20 protein-coding genes are annotated in these 21,448 nt (G+C 74.9%); 10 read left to right on the top strand and 10 right to left on the bottom strand.

The annotated features are described in order from the left end of the window. Both ACFEMC_RS15415 and ACFEMC_RS15410 read right to left on the bottom strand, forming a co-directional pair. A complete protein-coding gene (locus ACFEMC_RS15415; protein ID WP_380170451.1) occupies window positions 1–1,590 on the bottom strand; it encodes a methyl-accepting chemotaxis protein in 1,590 nt (529 codons plus the stop codon). Window positions 1,591–1,678: 88 nt separating this feature from the next. Next, entirely contained in the window at window positions 1,679–2,077 is a 399-nt protein-coding gene (locus ACFEMC_RS15410) for a helix-turn-helix transcriptional regulator (protein ID WP_380170450.1), read from the bottom strand. Between the two features lie 214 nt (window positions 2,078–2,291). Here ACFEMC_RS15410 and ACFEMC_RS15405 point away from each other — a divergent pair, with 214 nt between their 5' ends. After that, window positions 2,292–2,771 carry a hypothetical protein gene (locus ACFEMC_RS15405; RefSeq protein ID WP_380170449.1) on the top strand — a complete coding sequence of 160 codons (480 nt, stop codon included), beginning with the start codon at window positions 2,292–2,294 and terminating at the stop codon, window positions 2,769–2,771. Between the two features lie 57 nt (window positions 2,772–2,828). On the opposite strand, the gene ACFEMC_RS15400 is transcribed toward ACFEMC_RS15405, so the two are convergent. From ACFEMC_RS15400 to ACFEMC_RS15390, 3 genes are read right to left on the bottom strand one after another with little or no spacing between them, the layout of a single operon-like run. Then, window positions 2,829–5,747: a PAS domain S-box protein gene (locus ACFEMC_RS15400; protein WP_380170448.1), complete on the bottom strand. Its 2,919-nt coding sequence runs from the start codon at window positions 5,745–5,747 to the stop codon at window positions 2,829–2,831. Next, complete coding sequence (locus ACFEMC_RS15395; RefSeq protein WP_380170447.1) at window positions 5,744–7,708, bottom strand: diguanylate cyclase domain-containing protein; 1,965 nt, start codon at window positions 7,706–7,708, stop codon at window positions 5,744–5,746. Before ACFEMC_RS15395 ends, ACFEMC_RS15400 begins: the two co-directional genes overlap by 4 nt. Before the next feature lie 37 nt (window positions 7,709–7,745). Continuing rightward, entirely contained in the window at window positions 7,746–8,141 is a 396-nt protein-coding gene (locus ACFEMC_RS15390) for a hypothetical protein (RefSeq protein WP_380170446.1), read from the bottom strand. A gap of 197 nt (window positions 8,142–8,338) precedes the next feature. Between ACFEMC_RS15390 and ACFEMC_RS15385 the strand changes: the two genes are divergently transcribed. Further along, entirely contained in the window at window positions 8,339–9,211 is an 873-nt protein-coding gene (locus ACFEMC_RS15385) for a sugar phosphate isomerase/epimerase family protein (RefSeq protein WP_380170445.1), read from the top strand. Here ACFEMC_RS15385 and ACFEMC_RS15380 read toward each other — a convergent pair. Further along, window positions 9,195–10,373 carry an NADP-dependent malic enzyme gene (locus ACFEMC_RS15380; protein ID WP_380170444.1) on the bottom strand — a complete coding sequence of 393 codons (1,179 nt, stop codon included), beginning with the start codon at window positions 10,371–10,373 and terminating at the stop codon, window positions 9,195–9,197. The two genes, ACFEMC_RS15385 and ACFEMC_RS15380, sit on opposite strands and share 17 nt — an antisense overlap. 275 nt (window positions 10,374–10,648) lie before the next feature. Here ACFEMC_RS15380 and ACFEMC_RS15375 point away from each other — a divergent pair, with 275 nt between their 5' ends. Continuing rightward, on the top strand, window positions 10,649–11,260 hold the full coding sequence (locus tag ACFEMC_RS15375) for an ANTAR domain-containing protein (protein ID WP_380170443.1): 612 nt from the start codon (window positions 10,649–10,651) through the stop codon (window positions 11,258–11,260). A 53-nt stretch (window positions 11,261–11,313) separates the two neighbouring features. Further along, the gene (locus tag ACFEMC_RS15370) at window positions 11,314–12,633 is read left to right on the top strand and encodes an ANTAR domain-containing protein (protein WP_380170442.1); all 1,320 of its coding nucleotides are present in this window, start codon (window positions 11,314–11,316) and stop codon (window positions 12,631–12,633) included. Here ACFEMC_RS15370 and ACFEMC_RS15365 read toward each other — a convergent pair. Genes ACFEMC_RS15365 through ACFEMC_RS15355 form a run of 3 tightly spaced genes read right to left on the bottom strand, consistent with a single transcriptional unit; the run spans window position 12,612 to window position 15,865 of the window. Then, a complete protein-coding gene (locus ACFEMC_RS15365) occupies window positions 12,612–14,510 on the bottom strand; it encodes a CheR family methyltransferase (RefSeq protein ID WP_380170441.1) in 1,899 nt (632 codons plus the stop codon). The two genes, ACFEMC_RS15370 and ACFEMC_RS15365, sit on opposite strands and share 22 nt — an antisense overlap. A gap of 4 nt (window positions 14,511–14,514) precedes the next feature. Beyond that, window positions 14,515–15,549, bottom strand: a complete 1,035-nt coding sequence (locus ACFEMC_RS15360; RefSeq protein WP_380170440.1) for a chemotaxis protein CheB — start codon at window positions 15,547–15,549, stop codon at window positions 14,515–14,517. Window positions 15,550–15,559: 10 nt separating this feature from the next. After that, a complete protein-coding gene (locus tag ACFEMC_RS15355; protein WP_367639294.1) occupies window positions 15,560–15,865 on the bottom strand; it encodes a hypothetical protein in 306 nt (101 codons plus the stop codon). 156 nt (window positions 15,866–16,021) lie between these two features. Between ACFEMC_RS15355 and ACFEMC_RS15350 the strand changes: the two genes are divergently transcribed. The 6 genes from ACFEMC_RS15350 (at window position 16,022) to ACFEMC_RS15325 (ending at window position 20,402) form a co-directional block, all read left to right on the top strand. Continuing rightward, entirely contained in the window at window positions 16,022–16,360 is a 339-nt protein-coding gene (locus ACFEMC_RS15350; RefSeq protein ID WP_380170439.1) for an STAS domain-containing protein, read from the top strand. Window positions 16,361–16,460: 100 nt separating this feature from the next. Further along, entirely contained in the window at window positions 16,461–16,817 is a 357-nt protein-coding gene (locus ACFEMC_RS15345) for an STAS domain-containing protein (RefSeq protein WP_380170438.1), read from the top strand. A 49-nt stretch (window positions 16,818–16,866) separates the two neighbouring features. Continuing rightward, window positions 16,867–17,244 carry an ATP-binding protein gene (locus tag ACFEMC_RS15340; protein ID WP_380170437.1) on the top strand — a complete coding sequence of 126 codons (378 nt, stop codon included), beginning with the start codon at window positions 16,867–16,869 and terminating at the stop codon, window positions 17,242–17,244. A 127-nt stretch (window positions 17,245–17,371) separates the two neighbouring features. Continuing rightward, on the top strand, window positions 17,372–18,313 hold the full coding sequence (locus ACFEMC_RS15335; protein ID WP_380170436.1) for an acyl-CoA dehydrogenase: 942 nt from the start codon (window positions 17,372–17,374) through the stop codon (window positions 18,311–18,313). Beyond that, window positions 18,310–19,686, top strand: coding sequence for a PIG-L family deacetylase (locus ACFEMC_RS15330; RefSeq protein WP_380170435.1), 1,377 nt, complete (start codon window positions 18,310–18,312; stop codon window positions 19,684–19,686). Before ACFEMC_RS15335 ends, ACFEMC_RS15330 begins: the two co-directional genes overlap by 4 nt. 38 nt (window positions 19,687–19,724) lie before the next feature. Further along, window positions 19,725–20,402, top strand: a complete 678-nt coding sequence (locus ACFEMC_RS15325; RefSeq protein ID WP_380170434.1) for a glycosyltransferase — start codon at window positions 19,725–19,727, stop codon at window positions 20,400–20,402. A 119-nt stretch (window positions 20,403–20,521) separates the two neighbouring features. Here ACFEMC_RS15325 and ACFEMC_RS15320 read toward each other — a convergent pair whose 3' ends face one another. Continuing rightward, window positions 20,522–21,448, bottom strand: coding sequence for a manganese catalase family protein (locus ACFEMC_RS15320; protein WP_380170433.1), 927 nt, complete (start codon window positions 21,446–21,448; stop codon window positions 20,522–20,524).

Raw genomic sequence — 21,448 nt, 5'->3', positions numbered from 1 at the left:
TCAGCGGGGGAGGGTGAAGCTGCCGACGAGGGTGTCGAGCTCGGCGGCGGCGGTGGAGACCTCGGCGGCGGTGGTGGCGGTGCGGGTGGCGCCGGTGGTGGCCTCACCGGCGGCGGCGGCGATGCCGGAGATGTTCAGCGCGATCTCCTGGGAGCCGGTCGAGACCTCGGTGACGTTGCGGACCATCTCGCTGGTGGTGGCCGACTGCTCCTCCACGGCGGCGGCGATGGTGGCCTGCAGGCCGTCGATGCGGGCGATGACCTCGGTGATCTCGGTGATCGCCGCGGCGGCGTCGGCGGCGTCGGTCTGGGTGGACCCGATGCGGGCGACGATCTGCTCGGTGGCGCGGGCGGTCTGCCCGGCCAGTTCCTTGACCTCACCGGCCACGACGGCGAACCCCTTGCCGGCGTCCCCGGCGCGGGCGGCCTCGATGGTCGCGTTGAGGGCCAGGAGGTTGGTCTGCTCGGCGATGGAGGTGATGAGCTTGACGACGTCGCCGATCTCACGGCTGGAGGTGGCCAGGCGGTCCAGGGTCTCCCCGGCGTTGGTGGCGGCGGCCACGGCGCTGGCGGCGGTGGAGCTGGCGTCGGCGGTGGAGGTGGCGATCTCGCGGATGGCCGAGGTCATCTCCTCGCCGGCCGCGGCGACGGTGCCGATGTTGGCGCTGATCTGCTCGGTGGCCGCGGAGACGACCTGGGCCTGGGTGGAGGACTCCTCGGCGGAGGCGGACAGCTGGGTGGCGACGGTGGTCAGTTCGCCCGAGGCACCGGCCAGCGTGGTGGAGGCGGTGGAGATGCGGCGCAGGGTGGTGGCCAGGCGCTCGGTGGTGCGGTCCAGGGCGGTGGCCAGGCGGCCGACCTCGTCGCGGGCGTCGTAGCCGACCTCCAGGTCCAGGCGGCCCTCGGCCAGGCCTTCGACGACGGTGAGGGTGCGGGCCAGCGGTCGGGCGATGGAGCGGGCGACGAGGACCGCGACGGCGACGGCGACGGCGACCGCGAGGGCGCCGATGAGCAGCAGCAGGGTCACCGCGCCGTGGTAGTCGGAGTTCCCCTCGACGGCCATGTCCTTCGCGGCCTTCTTCTCGATCGCGCTGACGGCGTCGAGCTGGGCGAAGGCGTCCTTGGTGATGGGGGTGGTGACCGTGCTGCGGTAGTCGATGAACTGCGCGGTCTGCCCGGCCTTGGCGAAGGTGACCAGCTGGCCGCGGGCGTCGCGGTACTTCGCGACCAGCGCCTCGACCTTGGCGCGCTCGGCGGCCGGCGCGGCGGGGGAGGACGCCAGGTAGGCCTTCCACGCCTCGTCGTACGTCGCGTCGTCGGCGGCCAGCTGCTGCAGCTGCTTGTCGACGTCCGTGGCGTTCTGCGCCAGGGCGGCGTTGGCGATGTCCATGCGCATCGCGGCGTACTCGAACTTGACGGCGGCGATGGTGTCGACCGAGGTGATGCCGCTGCTCGACATCGTCGTCAGGTTCTCCTGCGACGTCCCGAGGCGCGAGATGCCGACGGCGACGACGACGGCGAGGAGGAGGCAGACGACGCCGAAGCCGGCGAAGAGCTTGGAAGCGACGTTGAGGTTGCGCAGCGCGGTCACGACCGGGCCTTTCCGTGGAGAGGGGGGTGGGGAGCCCGGTGGCTTCAGCTCTGTTCTAGACATCGGCAGCCGGGGTGTGGAGCTGAAGTCAGGCGATGACGCCGTGGGCGCGGGCGGCGGCGGCCGCGGCCAGGGAGGAGCGGACGCCGTACCGGCGGCGCACCGACGCCAGGTGCTGGGCCACGGTGTTCTGGGCCAGGCCCAGTCGTTGCGCCACGTCGGCCGTCGTCAGACCCGCCGAGACCAGCTGCAGGCACTCGCGTTCGCGCTCGGTCAGCGTCGTGCGCGGCACCGCCGCGGCCGCGGTCCGGGCCGCCGTGGACGCGGCGGCCTGCAGCTCGTCGTAGCGGTGGCGGGTCAGGACGACGAAGGAGTTCCCGTCGGCGTCCTGGAGTTCGAGCTGCTGACCGACGGCCAGCAGGAAGCGCGTCACCTGGGACCAGGGCAGGTCCGCCGGGGGCTGTGCGGGCACGTCGTGCGGGAGCACGGTCCTCCTCCATCCTGTGGTCCCGCAGCGGGTCATCGGCGCGGGTCGACTCGGCCCCCGCGGCTTGGAGGAGGGTCCGTCGGGACGGACCGGGCGGTGGGCCCGTCGTCCGTGGGACCGGACGGCTCACCGCACAGGGTCCATCGGCAGCACGGGCGCGGGAGTTGAGTCGCCGCTGCGGGGTTCTCGCGGCGGAACCGTTGCGCTGCAAGAAGTGTGGTCGGGGTACCGAAATTCTGCTGGCTCGTCGCGCGCAGGCCGTCGAGCAGCACCCGCACGTGCCGTTCCCCGCGCTGGTCGCCGCCAGTCCGACGACGAGCAGCCGGACGTCGTCGGCGTCGACGTCGGGCAGCACGGTGCCGTTGGCCCGGGCCCGGTCGGGCAGGTCGCCGACGGCGCGGTCCAGGGCGACGGTGGCACCGTCGTCGGGTCGGCACTGCGGGCCGCTCCCGGTGACGGCCGCGCACACGGCCGGGTCGTGCAGCAGTCCGCGCACGACGGCCCCGACGAGGCGGGCGAAGCCAGCGGCCGGGTCGGGGTCGTCGGCCGCCTCGCGCGTCAGGGCCGCCAGGTGGGGGTGCGGCCGCTGGTGTTCGCCGCGACGTCCCCGGACGTCCGCGACGACCTGTTCACCGGGCCGGTCGGTCCGCGCAGCGACGCCCTCGTCGGCGCGGAGGAGTTCCGGGCCCCGTGACCGACCCGTCGCTCGCCGAGCTGGTCTGGAACCTCACGGGGGAACTCACGGGGGCGCTCAGGGGAGTTCGACGGCCCCGCTGAGTTCCGTGCGGGCCCCGCCCGGTGCCGGGATCGCGTTGAGCGTCAGCGTGAACCGCGAACCACCCCCGCCGGCGGGCTGGTAGACGAGGTCACCGCCGTTGGCGTTGACGAGTTCCCGGGCGATGAACAACCCGAGTCCGGTGCCCTTCTGCCCGGCCGCGGTCCCGGTCGTGGCGCGGGCGAAGCGGTCGAACAGGTGCGGGACGAACTCCGGCGGAACTCCCTCCCCGGCGTCGACGACGTCGAGGAGCACGTCGTCCCCGCGCCGGCGGGCCGTCACCCGCACCGGCGGCCGGCCGTACTTGAAGGCGTTGCCCACCAGGTTGGTGAGGACCTGCTCGAGGTGGCCGCGGTCGGCGAGCACGGTGACGTCCTGCACGCCGGTCGTGTCGACCGAACCCGCCGGCACGGCCAGGCGGTCCACGACGTCGGCCACGAGCGCCGGCACGTGCAGCCGCGCGGTGCGCGGGACCGGCGGACCGGCGTCCAGCTGCGCCATCGTGAGGATGTCCTCGAGGAGGTCGTTGGCCCAGCGGCCGGCCTTCTGGATGCGGGTGAGGTGGCCGCGCCGGTCCTCCTCGCTCAGCCCCTGCCAGTCGTCGAGCAGCAGTTCGGCGAAGCCGGTGGTCGTCGACAACGGCTGCCGCAGGTCGTGGCTGAGGGTGGCGACGAGGTCGTCCTTGAGGCGGTTCGCCTCCAGCAGCTGCTCGTTGGACCGGGCGAGGGCGTCCTGGGCGCGGCGCTGGTCGGACAGGTCCCGCACGAGCGTGAGGGTGGCGCGGCCGCCCGCGTCGGGCAGGGGGACGCAGGTCACCTCGACGGGGACGGTCGTCCCGCCCGAGTGCCGCAGGGCGGTGACCGAGGGGAGTGCGGCGCGGACCTGACCGGGGACGAAGGTGCGCCGGGCGGCCCAGGCGGCCTGCTCGTCCTCGGGCACGAGCAGCAGCGAGGAGGGCAGGGCGAGCAGGCTCGCGGTGCCCCGTCCGGTGAGCCGGGCCAGGGCGTCGTTGGCGTAGGTGACCTGGTCGTCGTGCTCGACGAGGACGCCCTCCCCGAGGTCGCTGAGGGCTTGCAGCAGGCGGGTCGAGACGTCGCGCTGGCGGCGGACGCCCTCCTCGGCGGCGACGCGGTCGCTGACGTCCAGGACCTGCGTCGTGAGGTGCACGGCCCGGCCGGCGGTGTCGCGGACGACGGCCGTGGAGACGTGGGTGTGCACGATCCCGCCGTCGCGGTGCTGGAGGCGCAGGTCGCCCGCGACGTCGCGCCCGAGGTCGGCGGCCGACCGGTCGTCGGGGTGGACGTGCACGGCCCAGTGCCGGCCCACGAGGTCCGCCGGGCTGCGTCCGAGCATCGCCGCGGCGGCGGGGTTGGCCCGCAGGACCGTGCCCTCCAGGGTGAGGTCGACGTTCCCGACGAGGGAGGCGTCGAACGCGGCCTGCAGCCGGTCGGCCTGCGCGCCGGCTTCGCGGCGGGCCTCCTCGAGGTCGCGGCGCAGGGCGCGGTCGGCGCTGACGTCGGCCATGACGACGACGGCGCCGAGCGCGCTGCCGTCCGGGCGCGTCATGCGCCGTCCCGAGCACACCACCGTGAGCGCCGGTCGTCCGGCCGGGGCCAGGACGATCTCGGCGTCCGCGACGGACCCCTCGCGCAGCACGCGGTGCAGCGGAACGTCATCGTCGCTCAGCGGGGTGCGGCCGCCGGCGGTGAAGAGGTCGTACCGGCCGGCGTGCTGGCTGGGGTCCAGGCTCGCGTCGGCGTCCAGACCGTGCCAGCGCTGGGCGGTCCGGTTGAACATCGTCAGCCGGCCCCGCTCGTCGGCGACGACGATCCCGACGTCGACGGACTCCAGCACCGCGGCGGTCAGCTCGCCGCGCGCCTCGGCCTCGGCCCGCAGCGTCGCGGCCTCGACGGCCAGCCGTTCGCTGGCGGCGGTCGAGAGCGCCATCGAGGCGAGCAGGACGTCGCGTTCGTCCCGGCTCATCGCCAGCGCCAGGCCCACCACGGCGAGCATGGCCACGTAGAGCTGGACGACGATCGCGCGGGTCGCGTCGTCGGCGATGAGGGCGAAGGGGCCGTGCCCGGTGAGCGTGAGGGCGACCGCGGCCACGCCCATGGCCACGTCGAGGACGAGGACGACGGTCGTGTCGAAGCGCAGTGCGGCCCAGACGGCGAGGGCGATGAGCGGGAAGGCGACGGGAAGCCCGTCGTAGACGACGAACACGAGCGCGTACGCCCCGGCCGCGCAGACCGACAGGGCGAGGAGTTCGACGCGCTGCCAGCCGCGCGGGAGGCGCACGGGCGCCACCACGTCCTCGTGGCCGCCCGCCGCCCCGCTCCGCGCGCGCCGGGCGCTCAGCAGGCAGCCCACGCGGAAGCCCGCCGAGGCGAGCAGCAGGATGCTCGCGGTGTTGCGGGTCATCCACACCAGCGTCGTCACCCAGGACCACGTGCCGCTGAGCGCCCAGACGGCGGTCGGGCCGAGCAGGGCGCCGGCCCCCGTGGCCACCACCGCCGCGGCCAGCAGCCGCATGAGCTGGCCGACGCCGGTCAGCGGTTCCCGCCCGCCCGCACCCCACGCCCGCGGGCACCAGCGCGCGAAGAGGACACCGAACACGAGGACCTGCAGCACGTTCGCCCCGACGAAGCAGACGGCGAGCGCCGGGGAGGCCCCGGTGACGGCGTTGAGGACGAAGGTGGTCACCGACAGCAGGGCGAGGTCCAGGCGGACCGTGCCGGCCGATCGCTGGGCGGCGAACCAGACGACGGCCACACCGGCCGCGGGCCACACCAGGCTCAGGCTCGTGCCGTCCATGACGGTCGCCCGTCCCAGCAGGACGGCGACGGCGAAGACGACGGCGAACGCCGCGCTGCGCAGCACGGCGGGTGCGCTCACGGGGCCACCACCGTGCGGTCGCGGCCCTGCTCCTTGCCTGCGTAGAGGGCCGCGTCGGCGCGGGCGACGACGTCGTGGGCGAGCAGGCCCGGTCGCCACTGGGCGACGCCGATCGTGCAGCTCTGCCCGCGGGGGACGGCGGCGCGGATGCGGTCGGCGACGGTGACGGCGTCCTGCGCCGCGCAGCCGGGCAGCGCGACGACGAACTCCTCCCCGCCCCAGCGGGCGATGACGTCGACCTCGCGCAGGCACTCCTGCGCGGCGGCGGCGAACTCGCGCAGCAGCGCGTCGCCCCCGAGGTGGCCGTGGCCGTCGTTGTAGCGCTTGAAGTGGTCGAGGTCGATGACGGCGACGCTCAGCGGGGCCCCGGTGCGCCCGGCCCGCGCCACCTCGGTGGCGATGACGTCGTCCCAGCGGCGGCGGTTGGCCAGGCCGGTCAGCGTGTCCCGCTCGGCCGCGTCGGCGAGGCGCTGCAGGAGTTCGGCGCGTTCGGCGGCGTGGGCGACCTCGCCGGTCAGGGTCTGCAGGACGGGCAGCACGTGCTCGGGCAGCTCGTGGCGGACCTCGCGCCAGAACACGCCGAGCACCCCGACGGTGCGCTGTCCGGACGTCTGGCCCGACAGCACGACGGGGTGCCAGGCGCCCGAGGCGACCCCCGTGAGGTTCGCGAGCCGCTGGGAGGCGCGCGGGTGCGTGCTGACGTCACCGACGAACACGGGGGCCGCCGACGTGAAGGTCAACCCGGCCAGGGAGGGTTCGTCGAGGGGGTAGACGATGTCGACGTCGGGCAGGCCCGCAGTGGCGACCGGGCGCAGCTCGGGCCCGCGGTCGCCGGGCACGGGGTACAGCAGGTAGGCGGCGTCGGCCCCGGTCAGCTCCCGGACCAGCCGGCAGACGACCTGCTGCGGGTCCGGCGCCGCGGCCAGCGCCCGCGAGGCGTCGGCCAGGGACTGCACGCGCGCGGAGTGCTCGGCGAGCGCCGCGTGCGCCGCGGCCAGCGCCTTCTCCCGGTCTCGGGCCTGCGTGACGTCGTGCAGCGCCACGACGGCCCCGAGGGGAGAACCGTCGGTGCGGCGCATGGCCCGCCCGGAGCAGACGAGGGTCCGGGGTGCCCGGTCGGGGGTCGCGAGGACGAGTTCGACGCCCTCGACCGACCCCTCGCGCAGCGCACGCAGCCACGGCAGCTCGCACGGGGCGAGCGGGGTGGTGCCGTCGGCGGCGAAGTGGACGGCGGCGTCGCCGTGCCACTCCCGGGCCGTGCGGTTGAGCGAGGTCACGTGACCCTCGCCGTCGACGACGACCAGCCCCACGTCGACGGTCTCGGCGACGGCTTCGCTCTGCTCCCAGCGCGCCTCCGCCTCCGACATCGCCAGGACGGCCAGCTCGCGCGCCTCACCGGCGCGGCGGCCCTGGTCGGCGGCCTCACGGGCCTGCCGGCGCCGTTCGAAGAGGGCGACGAGGACGCCCGCGAGGTCCTGCAGGACCGCGAGGCGCTCGGCGGCGACGGGGCCGGGGACGGTGTCGAAGACGCAGAGCGAGCCCAGGGCGTGGCCGTCGGCGCTGACCAGCGGCGAGGAGGCGTAGGTGCGGACGTGGCCGAGCCGGCCGTCGACCCAGGGGTTGCGGGCGAACCGCGGGTCCCGGGAGGCGTCCGGGACGTGGACGAGGAGGCCCTCCTCGAAGTGCAGCGCGCACATCGAGTCGGCGCGAGCGGAGTCGGCACCCTCGAACCCCACGGTCGTCAGCTGGCACTGCCGGTCCTCGTCGACGAGGTTCAGCGTCGCGTGCGGGACGCCGGCGACGAGCGCGGCGGCACGGACGACGGCCGTCAGCTCGTCGTCGGCGGGGGCGTCGAGCAGGCGGTAGTCGCGCAGGGCGGCCAGCCGCGCCGCCTCACGGGTGCTCGGAGCGGCGTCGGCCCGGTCCGCTTGCGCGAGCGCGATCCAGTCCTTCCGGTCCACCCGTTCCCTGTCGGCGGAACGGGCCCGGGGCTTGAGGTCAGGGCACGCGGCACCACAGCTGGGCGCCGTCGTCGGTGGGCGACCACCCCGTCTCGGTCGACAGCTGCCGCAGCAGGTCCCGCGTGTGGCCGGACAGCACCGGCCGCGTGCGCCCGTCGGCGAAGCGGACGTCCACGCCGACGACGAGCGCGCCGGCGGCCTCCCCCACGCGCAGGACGGTGGGGCTGGACCCGGCGCCGAGACCGCCGAGCAGTTCGGCGGTGACCTGGACGGCGTCGTCGGCGGCGTCTTCGAGGCCGAGCTGCTCGGCCTGCAGGCGCACGAAGCGCCGCGCCTGGCGCAGGGGTTCGTCGTCGCCCAGCAGGTCCAGCCGCAGCACGTGCGGCAGGACGGGTGGCCGGCTCGCGGGGGCAGGGGTGGGGTCGGTGTCCACGGGCTCCTCCTCGTTCTCGTCGCTGCTCTCGGGGACGGCGCTGCTCGTGGACCGTCGGTCCGAGTGTGCCGGGGTGCACAGGCGAGCGCCACCCGCCGAACGTCGGGGTTGTTTGTCAAGACAACCTGATCTGGTCGTAAGGTGGGACCCGGCGAGGACGCCCCTCGCTGCCGACGCGACAGGGAGGCCCGTCCCGCATGGTCAAGATCGCCCTCGACCCCACGCCGTTCCACCCGGACCACGACCTGCTCGAGCTGCCGGACCTCGTGGCCCGCGCCGGCTTCGAGCACCTGCAGCTCGCCCCGCACCCGGACGTGGCGCCCTTCTTCCGCCACCCCACGGCCGACGACGCGCTCGTCGCGGCCTTCGCCAAGCGCGCCGCCGACGCCGGGGTCGGGATCACCTCCCTGCTGCCGGTCCAGCGCATCTCCTGGCCCGAGGAACCCCAGCGCCAGGCGGCCGTGAAGAACTTCCGCCGGGTCCTGCAGATCGCCGTCGACCTCGGCGTGCGCGTCGTCAACACCGAGTTCTCCGGCCGCCCCGAACGGGCCGAGGACTCCGAGGCGGCGTTCCACAAGTCCATGGAGGAACTGCTGCCCGTCCTCGAACGCGAGGGCCTCACGCTCAACATCGACCCCCACCCGGACGACTTCGTCGAGGACGGCCTGGAGGCGTGGCGGATCGTGCGGGGGCTGAACTCCTCCCACGTGGGCATGGTCTACGTCGCCTCCCACACGTTCCACTACGGGGACCGGGCCACGACGCTGCTGCCGGCGGTGGGCGACCGGCTCGGGGCGGTCTACGCCGCCGACACCTTCGACCACCGCCGGTCGCACGGTCTGCGCTACATCAGCAACCCGCCCGGGAACTCCGCGCGCATCCACCAGCACCTGCGGGTCGGCGACGGCGACGTGGACTGGACGGAACTGTTCGACACGTTGCGCGGCACGGGGTTCCTCGACCGCGAGGACGCGGTCCTCGTGTCCAACGTGTTCGCCGAGGACGAGACGGCGCTGGAGACGTCGAGGTTCCAGCTCGAGCGGTTGACCGAGCTCACCGCCCCGCGCTGACCTGCGGGTCGCGGCGCGCCGCCTGCGCGACGGCCGCCGCGACCGCCGGGCCCACCCGGGGGTCGAACGGGCTCGGGACGATCCGGTCGACCGACACCGCGCCGCCGTCCGCGGCGACGGCGGCGATCGCCTCCGCGGCCGCGAGCTTCATCCCCTCGGTGATCCGGCGGGCACCCGCGTCCAGCGCCCCGGCGAACACCCCCGGGAACGCCAGCACGTTGTTGATCTGGTGGGGGAAGTCGCTGCGGCCCGTCGCGACGACCGAGGCGTACCGCGCCGCGACGTCGGGGTGGACCTCGGGGTCGGGGTTGGACAGGGCGAACACGAACGGCCCGGGCGCCATCGTCGCCAGGAGCCCCTCCGGCAGCTGCGCGCTGGACAGGCCGACGAACACGTCGGCACCGGCCAGGGCCTCGGCCAGGCCCCCGCGGACCCCGCGGGGGTTCGTCTGCGCCGCCAGCAGCGCCTTCTCCCCGCCGCGGTCGGCGTCCACGACGCCGCGCGAGTCCAGGACGACGACGTCGCGCACCCCGGCCGCGACGAGGAACCGGGCGCAGGCGATCCCCGCCGCACCCGCCCCGGACACGACGACGCGCAGGGCCGGCAGGTCGCGACCCGTCGCGGCGCAGGCCCCGTGCAGGGCGGCGAGCAGGACGACGGCCGTCCCGTGCTGGTCGTCGTGCATCACGGGGCAGTCCAGCGCCTCGACGAGGCGGCGTTCGAGCTCGAAGCAGCGCGGCGCGGAGACGTCCTCCAGGTTCACGGCGCCGAAGCTCGGCCGCAGCCGGACGAGGGTCTCGACGATCTCGTCCACGTCGGTGGTGTCGAGCACCAGCGGGATCGAGTCCAAGCCGCCGAACTGCTTGAACAGCGCGGACTTGCCCTCCATGACCGGCAGCGACGCCCGCGGCCCGATGTCGCCGAGCCCCAGCACCGCGGTCCCGTCGCTGACGACCGCCACCAGCCGGTCCGTCCACGTGTACCGGCGCACGAGGGCCGGATCCGCGGCGATCGCGCGGCACACCTGCGCGACGCCCGGGGTGTAGGCGATCGACAGGTCGCGGGCGTCGGCCAGCGGCGTCGTCAGCGCCGTCCCGAGCTTGCCGCCCTCGTGGGCGGCCAGGACCTCGGTGTCGCTGGGCTGGGTCGTCGTGGTGGTCACGCGGTCTCCTCGCAGGGTTCGACCGCCGGCGCTCCGGCGGCGGTCGCCCCAGCCTGGTGCCGGCCGACCCGCGCCCTCCCCGGCGCAGTGCAGGAAGATCCGCGGTTCTTCCGCGGTGGGTGAAGAACGCACCGGTCCTCGGGCACGCGGGGGCGCTGCGGACGTGGGTACGGTGGTCGGACGGCCCCCGGACCCCGGGCCCACCGCGGCTCGAAGCACCGGGCGGCGCACGCGTCGCCTGGTGCAGCCGGCGGCGACCGCGAAGGGGAGACGACATGTCGGACACGGACACGCAGGACACGCTGGCCGACCACCTGCGGACGGTGCTCGCCGGTCCGGACGCCCACGGGGACGAGGCGGTGGCGGCCCTGCGCGTCCTGCTCGACCTCGGCTGGGTCGAACCCGACCGCGTCGAGGCGCGGTTGGGGCGCGAGCCCGCCGTCCGCTCCCTGGCCGAGGACCTCGCGGTCGCCCGCCTCCGCGCCCGGACCGCCGCCGATCGCAGCCACGACCTGCAGCGACGCACCGACGCCGTCCTGGCCCGCGCGCAGGAGCTGCGCCGGCAGACGCCTCCACGCGCGGAGGCCGGTGGGGAGGCGGACCGCGTGGCCGCGCTGGAGCGGGAGGTGGCGCAGCTGCGGACCGCGCTGGAGAACCGGCCCCGCATCGAGCACGCCGTCGGCATCGTCATGCAGCTCGTGGGCTGCGACGAGACGCTCGCCTGGGACCTGCTGAGCCGGCTGTCCCAGCACACGAACGTCAAGGTCCGTGTCATGGCCGACGCCCTCGCCTCCCGGGTGGGGGACGGTCACGGGGTGCCGGCCGATGTCGCCGCGGGTCTGCGGGCCCTGGCGGAACAGGAGTGGTCCGGACGCTCTAGAACATGACAGGATGTGGGGCCACATCGAACAGCCGGTGTCCGTCGTCAGAGGGAGCCGAGATGGGCGCCGACCGGGCCCTGCAGCGCGAGCACACCGTCGTGGACGACGACCTCTCCCTCCAGTTGCAGGTCGTCACGGAGGAGCTCGCCGTCGCCGACGACGAGCTGGCCGCGCAGCAGCGGGAGATCGACGAGCTCCTCGCCCGCGAGCTCGACGCCCGGAGGACCGCGAGCGCCGTCGTCCGCAGCGTCCCCGTGCCGGTCCTCGTGACCGACGCCGCCGGGGCGATCGTCGAGGCGAACCTCGCCGCCGCCGCCCTCTTCGGCGTGCCCGCCGCGCGGCTGGTGCGCAAACCGGTGCAGGCCCTCGTCCCGGCGACGGCGCGCTCGGCGGTCCGCGACCTCGTCTCGGCCGCCGCCGGGTCCCGCACGGTGGGCGGGACCGTCGCGGTGAGCCCGCGGTCCGGTCCCGACCGCAGCGTCCGGATCGTCATCACGGGCGGGGCCCGCCGCCTCGACGGCCGCTCCGTCCTGACCTGGGTGCTCGCGGACGCGACGCCGGCGCAGGGCTCGGCGGACTCCGAGTCCCCGGCCGCCCTGCACGCCGTTGCTGCCCTCACCGCCCTGCCCGTGGGGGACCTGTCACCGCACGAACTCCTCACCCAGGTCGCGGCCCTGGCGACGCAGGCCGTGGCGGGGGCGTCGTGGACGAGCGTCGTGCTCGGCGACCCGGCCGAGCCGGCGGAGCTGGCCGCGGACTCCGAGGAGGCGCAGCGGATCGACGGCGCCCAGTGGCGAGCGGGGGAGGGCCCCGCGGCGACGGCCTACCGCGACGGTGTCGCGGTGATCAGCGCCGACCTGCGGCAGGACGAGCGGTGGCCGGTGCTCGCGGGGCCGGCCGGGCAGACCTCCGTGCGCAGCGCGCTCGCGCTGCCCATCCGCTCACGCGACCTGTCCGCGCCGTCGGACGTTCGCGGCGTCCTGACCGTCTACGGCCCCGAACCCGGTGCCTTCGCGAGCGAGGTGCAGGTCGACCGTGCGCTGGTCTTCGCCGAGGCGGCCTCGGCCCTGCTGCACGACCTCGACCGCATCGCCGAGCTGCGCACCACCGCGGAGAACCTCACCCTGGCGATGCGGTCCCGCGCGACGATCGAGCAGGCCAAGGGCCTCGTCGCCGGGTGGCTGGGGTGCAGCGTCGAGGAGGCCTTCGAGGTGCTCACCCGCCTGAGCCAGGACCGCAACGTCAAGCTGCGCGACCTCGCCGCGCTCGCGGTCGCCGACCCCTCCCGCCACGACCTGCGCCCCGTCCTGGCGCACGCCCACGAGCGGATGCAGTCGCGGCGGGCCCAGGAGTCAGCTCAGGAGGGGTCGTCGAGCTGATCCATGACGACGAGGGCCCCGGCGCTGCCGTGGGTCCCCGCCAGTGAGCTGACGGTCACCTGGACCTGGACGGGTCGCCCGCGCCGGTTGACCGCGGCGAGTTCGAGGACGGCGTCATCGGTGGCGAGGTGCTCACCGGCCAGGACCGTCCGCACGGCGGGGCCGATCTCGTGCAGCGGCAGGCCGATGTCGAGGTTCAGCAGGTGCTCGCCGGCGGCCTCGTCGGCGCGCACGCCCCACAGGTCCGCGGCCCACGCGTTCCACACCGTGATCCGCATGTCGGCGTCGACGACGGCGACCCCGACACGCAGGCTGGCGAAGACGCCCTCCATGTACCCGTTGAGGGCGCTGACCTCGTCGGTGCGCAGCCGCAGCTCGTGGTTGGAGTTCTGCAGCTCGTCGTTCATCGACTGCAGCTCCTCGTTCATCGTCTCGAGTTCCTCGTTCGTGGAGTGCAGCTCCTCGTTGGTGGTCTCCAGCTCCTCGACGGTGGACTGCAGCTCCTCGTTGGTCGTCTCGAGTTCCTCGTTCGTGGACTGCAGTTCCTCGTAGGCGGTCTCCAGCTGGCGGTGCGCGTCCTCCAGCTCGTCCTGCAGCTGCCGCGACCGACTGACGTCGATGAACACGACGGCCGTTCCGAGGACGTGTCCCAGGGGGGTGCGCAGCGGCACGACCTGCACGTCGAAGAACGTCCGGTCCGTGCGGGGGCGGGTGAACTCCACGTCCCGGATCCACACGGTGCGGCGCTGGGTGTGGGCCTGCTCCACGGCCGAGCGCAGCTCGACCGGCCGGTAGCTGACCTCGAGGTCCTGGAACGGGCGGCCGGCGTCCGACGCCGAGAGGTTGAAGAGCGTGTCCGCGCGGTGGTTGGACAGCACGACCTCACCGGTCTGGTTCAGGACGATCTGCGCGACGGGGCTGGCCGCGAGGGCCTCGGCCCGGAGCGTCACCGCGTCGTCGCCGGTGGGCGGGTAGACCGCAGGCGGGACCGTCGCGGTGATGCGCGGCCGGGTGCGCGTACCGCCCACGCGGCGGAAGAACCGGTTCTTCAGGTCGACGGGGGAGAACAGCGAGGACTGGCTGAGCAGCATCTCCGCCTTGCCCAGGAACAGGAGCCCGTCGGGTTCCAGGGAGTAGTGCAGCCGTTCGGCGATGCGCGCCTGCGTCTCGGCCGTCAGGTACATCAGGGTGTTGCGGCACGTCAACAGGTCGACGTGGGAGATCGGGGCGTCCTGCACGAGGTCGGCCCGCCCGAAGATGACCGACCGCCGCAGGTCCTGCCGGAACGTGTAGCGGGTGCCGTGCTGCTCGAAGTACTTCTCGAGCATCTCGGGAGGCAGGCTGCGCACCTCGCGATCGGTGTACGTCGCCGTCCGGGCCTGCGTCAGGGCGTCCTCGTCGGCGTCGGTGGCGTAGATCTTGACCCGCTGGCGGAACTCCTCCGGTCCCAGGGCCTCGGCGAGGCAGATCGCCACGGTGTACGCCTCCTGGCCCGAGGCGCACCCCGCGCTCCACGCGCGGATGGGCCCGGTGGGCCGACGGGCGAGGACCTGCGGCAGCAGGTCCGACCGCAGCCGGTCCCACGCGTCGAGGTCGCGGAAGAACGACGTGACGTTGATGAGGATCGTGTTGAACAACGCCGTGAACTCTTCGGCGTCGACCTCGAGCCGGTCGCGGTACTCCTCGTACCGGGCGACGCCCACGTCGTCCATGCGCCGGTGCACCCGCCGCAGCAGGCTCGCCCGCTTGTACCCCGTGAAGTCGAAACCCCGGGCCTCCTTGAGGTGCTCGAGCAGGCTCTCGAACTCCTCCGCCGTCCCGTAGGACGTCCCCGGCGCGGTGCCGCCGTCGCCCGTCCCGTCCACCGTCTCGTCCACGCCCTCAGCCGTCCGTCTCGTCCTGTGCCCGTTCCGTCCCCGCCGGTCCCCGCAGTGTCCCCGACGTCAGCAGCCGGCGGATGGTGCGGGCCGCGTCACCGGTCTCGACGGCGCGGTCGGTGAACCGGCTCGCCGTCAACCCGTGCCCGGCCTCGCGTGCTCGGACGGCCATCTCCCGGGCCAGCGCGGCCCGTTCCTCCAGGCTGCGCAGGGCCATCCACAGGGCGCCGTCGAGTTCGGAGGTCTGCTGGTCCTGCAGGCTCCCCGGGCTCCAGGCGTGCCCGACCCGGCAGCGGAACCGCAGCAGCCCGTGGTCCTCGATCCGCCACAGCACGCCCGAGCAGTCGGGGCAGGAGTACCCCGACGGCTCACCGGGGTGGTCGTCGCCCGCCAGGGGACGCAGGTCGAACTCCGCCATCGCGACCTCCTCGCGCATCCGGTCGTCGCCGGCCGAGGACGGCCGGGCTGGGGCCTGCTCGTGGACGAGCCGGACCAGCAGCCCCGGCAGGTCCGCGAGCGGCACGACGTGCTCGGGCCGGGCCGCCTCCAGGGCCGCCCGGGGCATGCCGTCGTAGAGGGCGTCGGCGGGGTCCTGCACGACCCCGGTGCCGCCCTGGGCGCGCAGGGCCACGAGGCCCGCGGCGCCGTCGTCGAGGGCGCCGGTCAGGACCACGCCGATCGCTCGGGGGCCGACCGCGCGCGCCGCCGACCGGAAGAGGGTGTCGACGGCGGGGCGGTGCCCGTTCTCCCGCGGTCCGCTCGTCAGGGCGACGTGGTCGTCGGTCAGCAGCAGGTGCCGGTCGGGCACGGCGACGACGACCTCGCCGTGGCGCAGGGCCCCGCCGTGCTCGGCGGCGCGGGCGGGCAGCGGACCGGACCGGTCCAGGATCGCCGCGAGGGCGTTCGACCCCGTCGGCGGCACGTGCAGGACGACGAGGACGGTGGCGGGCAGATCGGCCGGCAGCCCGGCGACGAGGGTGCGCAACGCCTCGACCCCACCCGCGCTCGCGCCCACGAGGACGACGTCTCGGGTGGTCACGGGGCTCACCCTAGTGACCGCCGTGGACGCGACGGACGACCTCGGCGGTGCTGGAACAGTCGTGGTCCCGGCGCAGGGCCACGAGTTCCTCGCGCAGCCGGTCGACGGGCACGGCGAGCCGGTCGGCGGCTTCGTGGACGCTCCACCCTCGAGCGAGCAGGTCCAGCAGGTCACCCGCGGTGGGCAGCCGTGGCCGGGGCCGCGGCGGCGGGGTCCACCCCAGGTCCTGCAGCAGCCGGTGCAGGGGCCCGCCGGTCCTCGTGGGGTCGGAGAGCTCGTCCCGGATCCGGGCGGTCAGGTCGTCGGGCGGGAACACGCGATCACCACGCACGTCGTCGAGTGCCGCGCCCGTTGCTTCGAGCCCGGTCAGTCAACCACGCGGGATGGCCCCGCCGCCCGGACGGACCTAGGATTCGAGTCGGTTGTAGGGACAGCCGCAGCACTCGCGAGAGTCCGACGAAGGAAGCGCGCTGTGTCCACAGCCCCCCTCGACGACGTCTTGACCACCCACCTCCACCGCTGCGGCGGCCGCTGCGTTGTGCCACTGCGCGGCGAGCTCGACACCGTCTCCGGCCCACGGGTGGCCGCGGCCCTCGACGAGGTCCTGGCCTGCCCCTGCGCAGGAGCCGCCGTCCTCGTCGACCTGCGCGCCGTCTCCTTCTGCGACCTCGACGGGCTGCGGACGCTGCGGGCGGCGCGAGCCCGTGCCGCCCAGCGCGGTGTGGACCTGACCTGCGAGGGGTGCTCCCCGTTGCTGCTCCGCGTCGCGGCCATCGTGGGGTGCCGGGAGCTGCTGGCCGCGCAGGAGTGAGCGGTGAGCGGGGCCGGAGGGGCGGGGGAGTACCGTCGGGGGTCCGGCTCGAGCACAGGGCGGGAGACCGCACGTCGACGGCCGAGCAGGAGGGACCAGCGTGGCCACACCCTTTCCCGGCCCCCCGCTGGGCGACGACGAACCCGTCGGCGCCGTGGAGCTGCTGCGCGACGAGGACGCCCTGACGGTCGTCCTCACGGGCGAGATCGACGACGAGCTGCGTCCGGCGCTGGACGCCGTGACCGCCGACGTCGACCGCGAGGTCCGCGCCGCGGCCCGCCCCGTCGTCGTGGACGCGACCGCCGTGTCCTTCATGGACTCCGCCGGCGCGGCCTTCCTGGCCAAGCTCGCCGTCGCCGTCCGCCCCGCGCGCATCGCCGTCCGCCCTAGCGAGCCCGTCGGGTTCCTGCTGAACGTGACCCGGTTGTCCGAGGTCGTGGACGTCCAGGACCTCTGACGGACTCCTGACGAGCGCACCGACCGATCGTCGGCGAGCATCGACCTCCATGTGCGAGTGGTTCCCGAGCGCCGAGTCCGCCGTCGTGGTGGACCGGTCCGCGGCCCGCTACGCGCGGCGCTTCCTCGACGACCACTGGTGCGTCGAGCACGCCGCCCTGCTGCGCGGCCACGCCGACCTCGTCGTGAGCGAGCTCGTCACCGAAGCCGTGTCCCACGGCACGCCCCCCGTCGTGCTGCGCGTCGACTGCGAGGGCGCCGACGGTGTCGTCATCGAGGTCAGCGACCGAGACCCGAACGGCCCGCACTTCCAGGCCGTCGGGCCGGACGAGGCCCACACGACGAACCTCGTCGAGGTCCTCAGCGACGAGTGGGGGGTCCGCACCCGGCCCGGGGGCAAGACGGTCTGGAGCCGGCTGGTCGTCTGAGCCGCTCCGGGGTGCCGGACGCCCCCGCCCCGCCTAGCGTGCAGAGCAGTCCTTCCGTGCAGACCGTCGCGGGCGACGCCCCCGTCGCCGTCCCCTCGCCGCCCACGGCTGCACCTTGGAGCAAACAGTGCTCTCCCCCCTCGTCGAGGCCGCCCTGGCCCTCTGCGTCCGTCTCACCACCGACGTCCCGCTGCCCGGTGGCGGCGGCACGCGTCGTCGCTGGGACGTCCTGTCCACGCTCGCCGAGCAGGACCTCACGCTCGCCCGGGTCGTCGAAGCGCACCTCGACGCCGTCGCCGTGCTCGCCGAGGCCGGCCAGGCGCCCGCCGCCGACAGCACGTGGGGGGTGTTCGCGGCCGAGGCCGCCGACGCCCACCTCTTCGCGTGGCAGACCGCCCAGGGGCAGTGGCGGCTGGACGGGACGAAACCCTGGTGTTCCCTGGCCGGGGTCCTCACCCACGCGCTCGTCACCGCCCACACCGAGGTCGGGCGGCGGTTGTTCGCCGTCGACCTCGCAGCGGCCCGTGCCGACGGCCGGCTGGAGGTCCTGCCCGACCGCTGGCACAGCCGTGGCCTCGTCGACGTCCCCAGCGGCCCGCTCGTGCTGCACGACGTCCCGGCCGAGCCCGTGGGGGAGGCGGGGTGGTACCTGCAGCGCGCCGGGTTCGCCCACGGCGGGATCGGGGTCGCGGCCTGCTGGTACGGCGGTGCCGTCGGCATCGCCCGGCCCCTCGTCGAGTCCGGCCGCGACGACCCGCTCACCCTGCGCTCCAGAGGTCTCGTGGACCTCCGGCTGTGGGCGGCGCGCACCGCCCTCGACGCCGCGGCCGAGGTCGTCGACGCCGGCCGCGCCACCGGGGTGGAGGGCGAGCTGCTGGCCGCTCGCGTCCGCGCGCTCGTCGCCGAGGCCGCCGAGGTGGTGCTCAGCGAGGTCGGGCACGCCCTCGGTCCCCGCCCCCTCACGGCCGACGCGGCGCACGCGGCCCGCGTCGCCGACCTGACCGTCTACGTCCGCCAGCACCACGCCGACCACGACCTGGTGGCCCTGGCGGAACTGGCCGCGAAGTGAGCCCGGAGTTCACCCACGACGGACCGGGCACCGCGGAGGAGGAGTGGCGGCGCTGGCCGGGGCTGCGCGACGTGCCGGTACTGGACTGGTCCGGCGTGGGGCACGTGCTCGTCGTCGCGGCCCACCCCGACGACGAGACGCTGGGGGCGGGCGGCTTGCTCGCCACCGCGGCCGCCCGGGGGGTCGCCGTCGACGTCGTCGTCGCCACCGACGGGGAGGGTTCGCACCCCGACTCGCCCACGACGACCCCGCAGGCGCTCGCGGTCGTCCGCGCGCGCGAGGTCCGCGACGCCGTCGCGGCCCTGGCCCCCGACGCGGGGGTGCACCGCCTCGCGCTGCCCGACGGTGGGGTCGCGGCCGCCGCCGGGGTGCTCGAGGAGACGTTGCGCGGCCTCGTCGGCCCGGCGACGCTGCTCCTCGCGCCGTGGACGGCGGACGGCCACCCGGACCACGACGCGGCCGGTGAGGTCGCCGCGCGGGTGGCCGCCGAGACCGGTGCCACCTGCCTGCACTACCCGGTGTGGTTGTGGCACTGGGCCCGTCCGGGTGACGTCCGCGTCCCGTGGCAGCGGGGCACGCGCCTGGAGCTCGACGACGTCGCGCGCCGGCGCAAGGCCGTGGCCATGGCGCGGCACGCGTCCCAGACGGCGCCCCTGTCCACCCGGCCGGGGGACGAGGTGCTGCTGCCGGCGGGGGTGCTGGCGCACTTCGAACGCGGCACGGAGTTCTTCCTGAGGTCCGGCGACCAGGCGTCCACGGCCAGCCTGGGGGCGGAGTTCTTCGAGGAGTTCTACGCCGCGCACGGGGCGGACCCGTGGGGTTTCGAGGAGCGCTGGTACGAGGCGCGCAAGCGGGGGCTGACGCTCGCCGTCCTGCCTCGGCAAGGGTTCCGTTCCGGTCTGGAGATCGGCTGCAGCACAGGAGTGCTGACGGTGGAACTGGCGGCCCGCACCGAACGTCTGCTGGCGGTCGACGTCGCGGCCTCCGCACTGGACCGGGCCCGGCAGCGCCTGGACGCGGCCGGTGCGGGGGACCGCGTGGAGACGCGCGTGGCGCGGGTTCCGCAGGAGTTCCCGGTGGGCACGTTCGACCTCGTCGTGCTGTCCGAGGTCGCCTACTACTGCGACCCCGACGACCTCGCCGTCCTCCTGGACCGTCTGCGGGAGAGCCTGGCGCCGGACGGTGTGCTCGTCGCGTGCCACTGGCGGCACCTCGTCGACGGGTACCCGCTGACGGGCGACGAGGTGCACCGCGCCCTGCGCGCTCTGCAGGGCCTGGACGTCCTCGTGCGGCACGAGGAGGAGGACTTCCTGCTCGACGTCCTCGTCCCCGCCCCCGCGGTCTCGGTGGCGCGGGCGGGTGGCCTGGCGTGAGGTCGGGCGTGAGGTCTGGTGGCGGGCCGGCTGCGGGCGTGGACCGGATCGTCGTCGTGGTGCCGGCCCGGGACGAGGCCGCGACCGTGGCGGCCTGCGTGACGTCGGTGCTGGTGGCGGCTCAGCGGGCCACGTCCGACGTGGAGGTGGTGGTCGTCGCGGACCGCTGCTCCGACGCGACCGCGGAACTGGCGCTGGCGGCGGGGGCCCGGGTCCTGCCGAGCGCGGCGGGCAGTGTGGGCGCCGCCCGTGCCGCGGGCGTCGCCGCCGCCCTGGCCGAGGAACCTCCCGGTGGGTGGTCGCGCTGCTGGATCGCCTGCACGGACGCCGATTCCGTCGTCCCGCAGCAGTGGTTGCAGCACCACGCGCAGGCGGCCGCCGCGGGGATCGACCTGCTCCTGGGCACGGTCCAGCTGCCGGGCCCCACCGCCCGGCACGCCGCGTGGCGCCGGCGGTACGCGGCCGGCCGGGACCACGTCCACGGGGCCAACCTCGGCGTCCGGGCCTCGGTGTACCGGGCGGCCGGGGGTTTCCCGCCGGTCCCGGCGCACGAGGACCGCCTCCTGGTGGACCGGGCGCGTGCCCTGCCCGGAGTCCGCGTCGCGTCGTCCTGGGCGCACCCCGTCCTCACGAGCGACAGGACGCAGGGGCGTGCCCCCGCAGGGGTGGCCCACGACCTGGGCTCCGGGCTGCCGGGAGTTCGCGACTGCGCGTGAGCTGCGCCGTCCGCCAGGCCGGTCCTCCTCGTGCGGCCCGCACCGGTCGCGGTGTGCCGCCGATCCCGCCGCGAGTGCCGACGCCACGGGCGGCGTCGGCGACCCGCGGCAGGGTCAGGTCAGTGATCGTCGCCCGTGAGCGCGTCCTTCACCTTCGTCACGACGTTCTGCGCCCCCTGCAGGTGCGCGCCCGCGCCGGTGCCGGGCTTGCCCGGGCCCGCGTTGCCGTCGTAGGTGACGAACTGCAACGGGTCGGGGGCGGGCAGCGTGCCGTCGTCGTCGGTCAGCGGCCGGAGTTCCTCGGCCCGGAACGGCTCACCGTCGACGAGGCTGTTCCCCGTGGCCCACAACCCCTCGCCTGCGGCGCTGCCGTTGGTCGAGGTGTAGAACACGTGGGCCGCGTCCTTGTCCTCCCAGTCCCCGTTGGACTGCTCGATCTCGGTCTCCACGTACCCGTCCGCGATGAGCATCTGGATCCCCAGCAGCCACTGCTGCTGGTGGTAGGTGTCGCGGGCCAGGTTGAACGCCAGCATCTCCTTGACGCCGCGGTCGTCGGTCATGTTCGCGATCCGGCTCGTCATGAGTCGGCTCTGCGCCTCGGCGGCCACGTTGGAGCGGAAGTCGGTGAGCAGGTTCCCGCTCGCGGCGATGTAGCCGGCGTTCCACGGGTTCCCCAGGCTGTCCGTCGGGCGGGCCCCGCCGCCGGAGACGATGGCGTGCTGGACGTTCTGACCGCCGAGCACGGCTGCGAGGGCCGGGTTCGCGGCGGCAGCCTTGTCGGTCGCCTCGCCGGGAGCACCCTCGAGGAGGCGGGCGAGCATGACGGTGAGCATCTCGACGTGCGAGATCTCCTCCGTCCCGATGTCCATGATCATGTCCTTGTACTTGCCGGGGACGCGGCAGTTCCAGCCCTGGAACAGGTACTGCATCATGACGGTCATCTCACCGAACTGGCCGCCGAGGATCTCCTGGAACTTCGCGGCGAACAGGGCGTCCGGCTTCTCGGGCTTGGCGGTGAACTGGAGTTCTCGGGTGTGCCGGTACAC

Origin of the sequence: Kineococcus sp. DHX-1, assembly GCF_042473625.1 — a bacterium.
Lineage (GTDB): Bacteria > Actinomycetota > Actinomycetes > Actinomycetales > Kineococcaceae > Kineococcus.
This window is presented reverse-complemented; position numbering and strand designations above follow the sequence as displayed.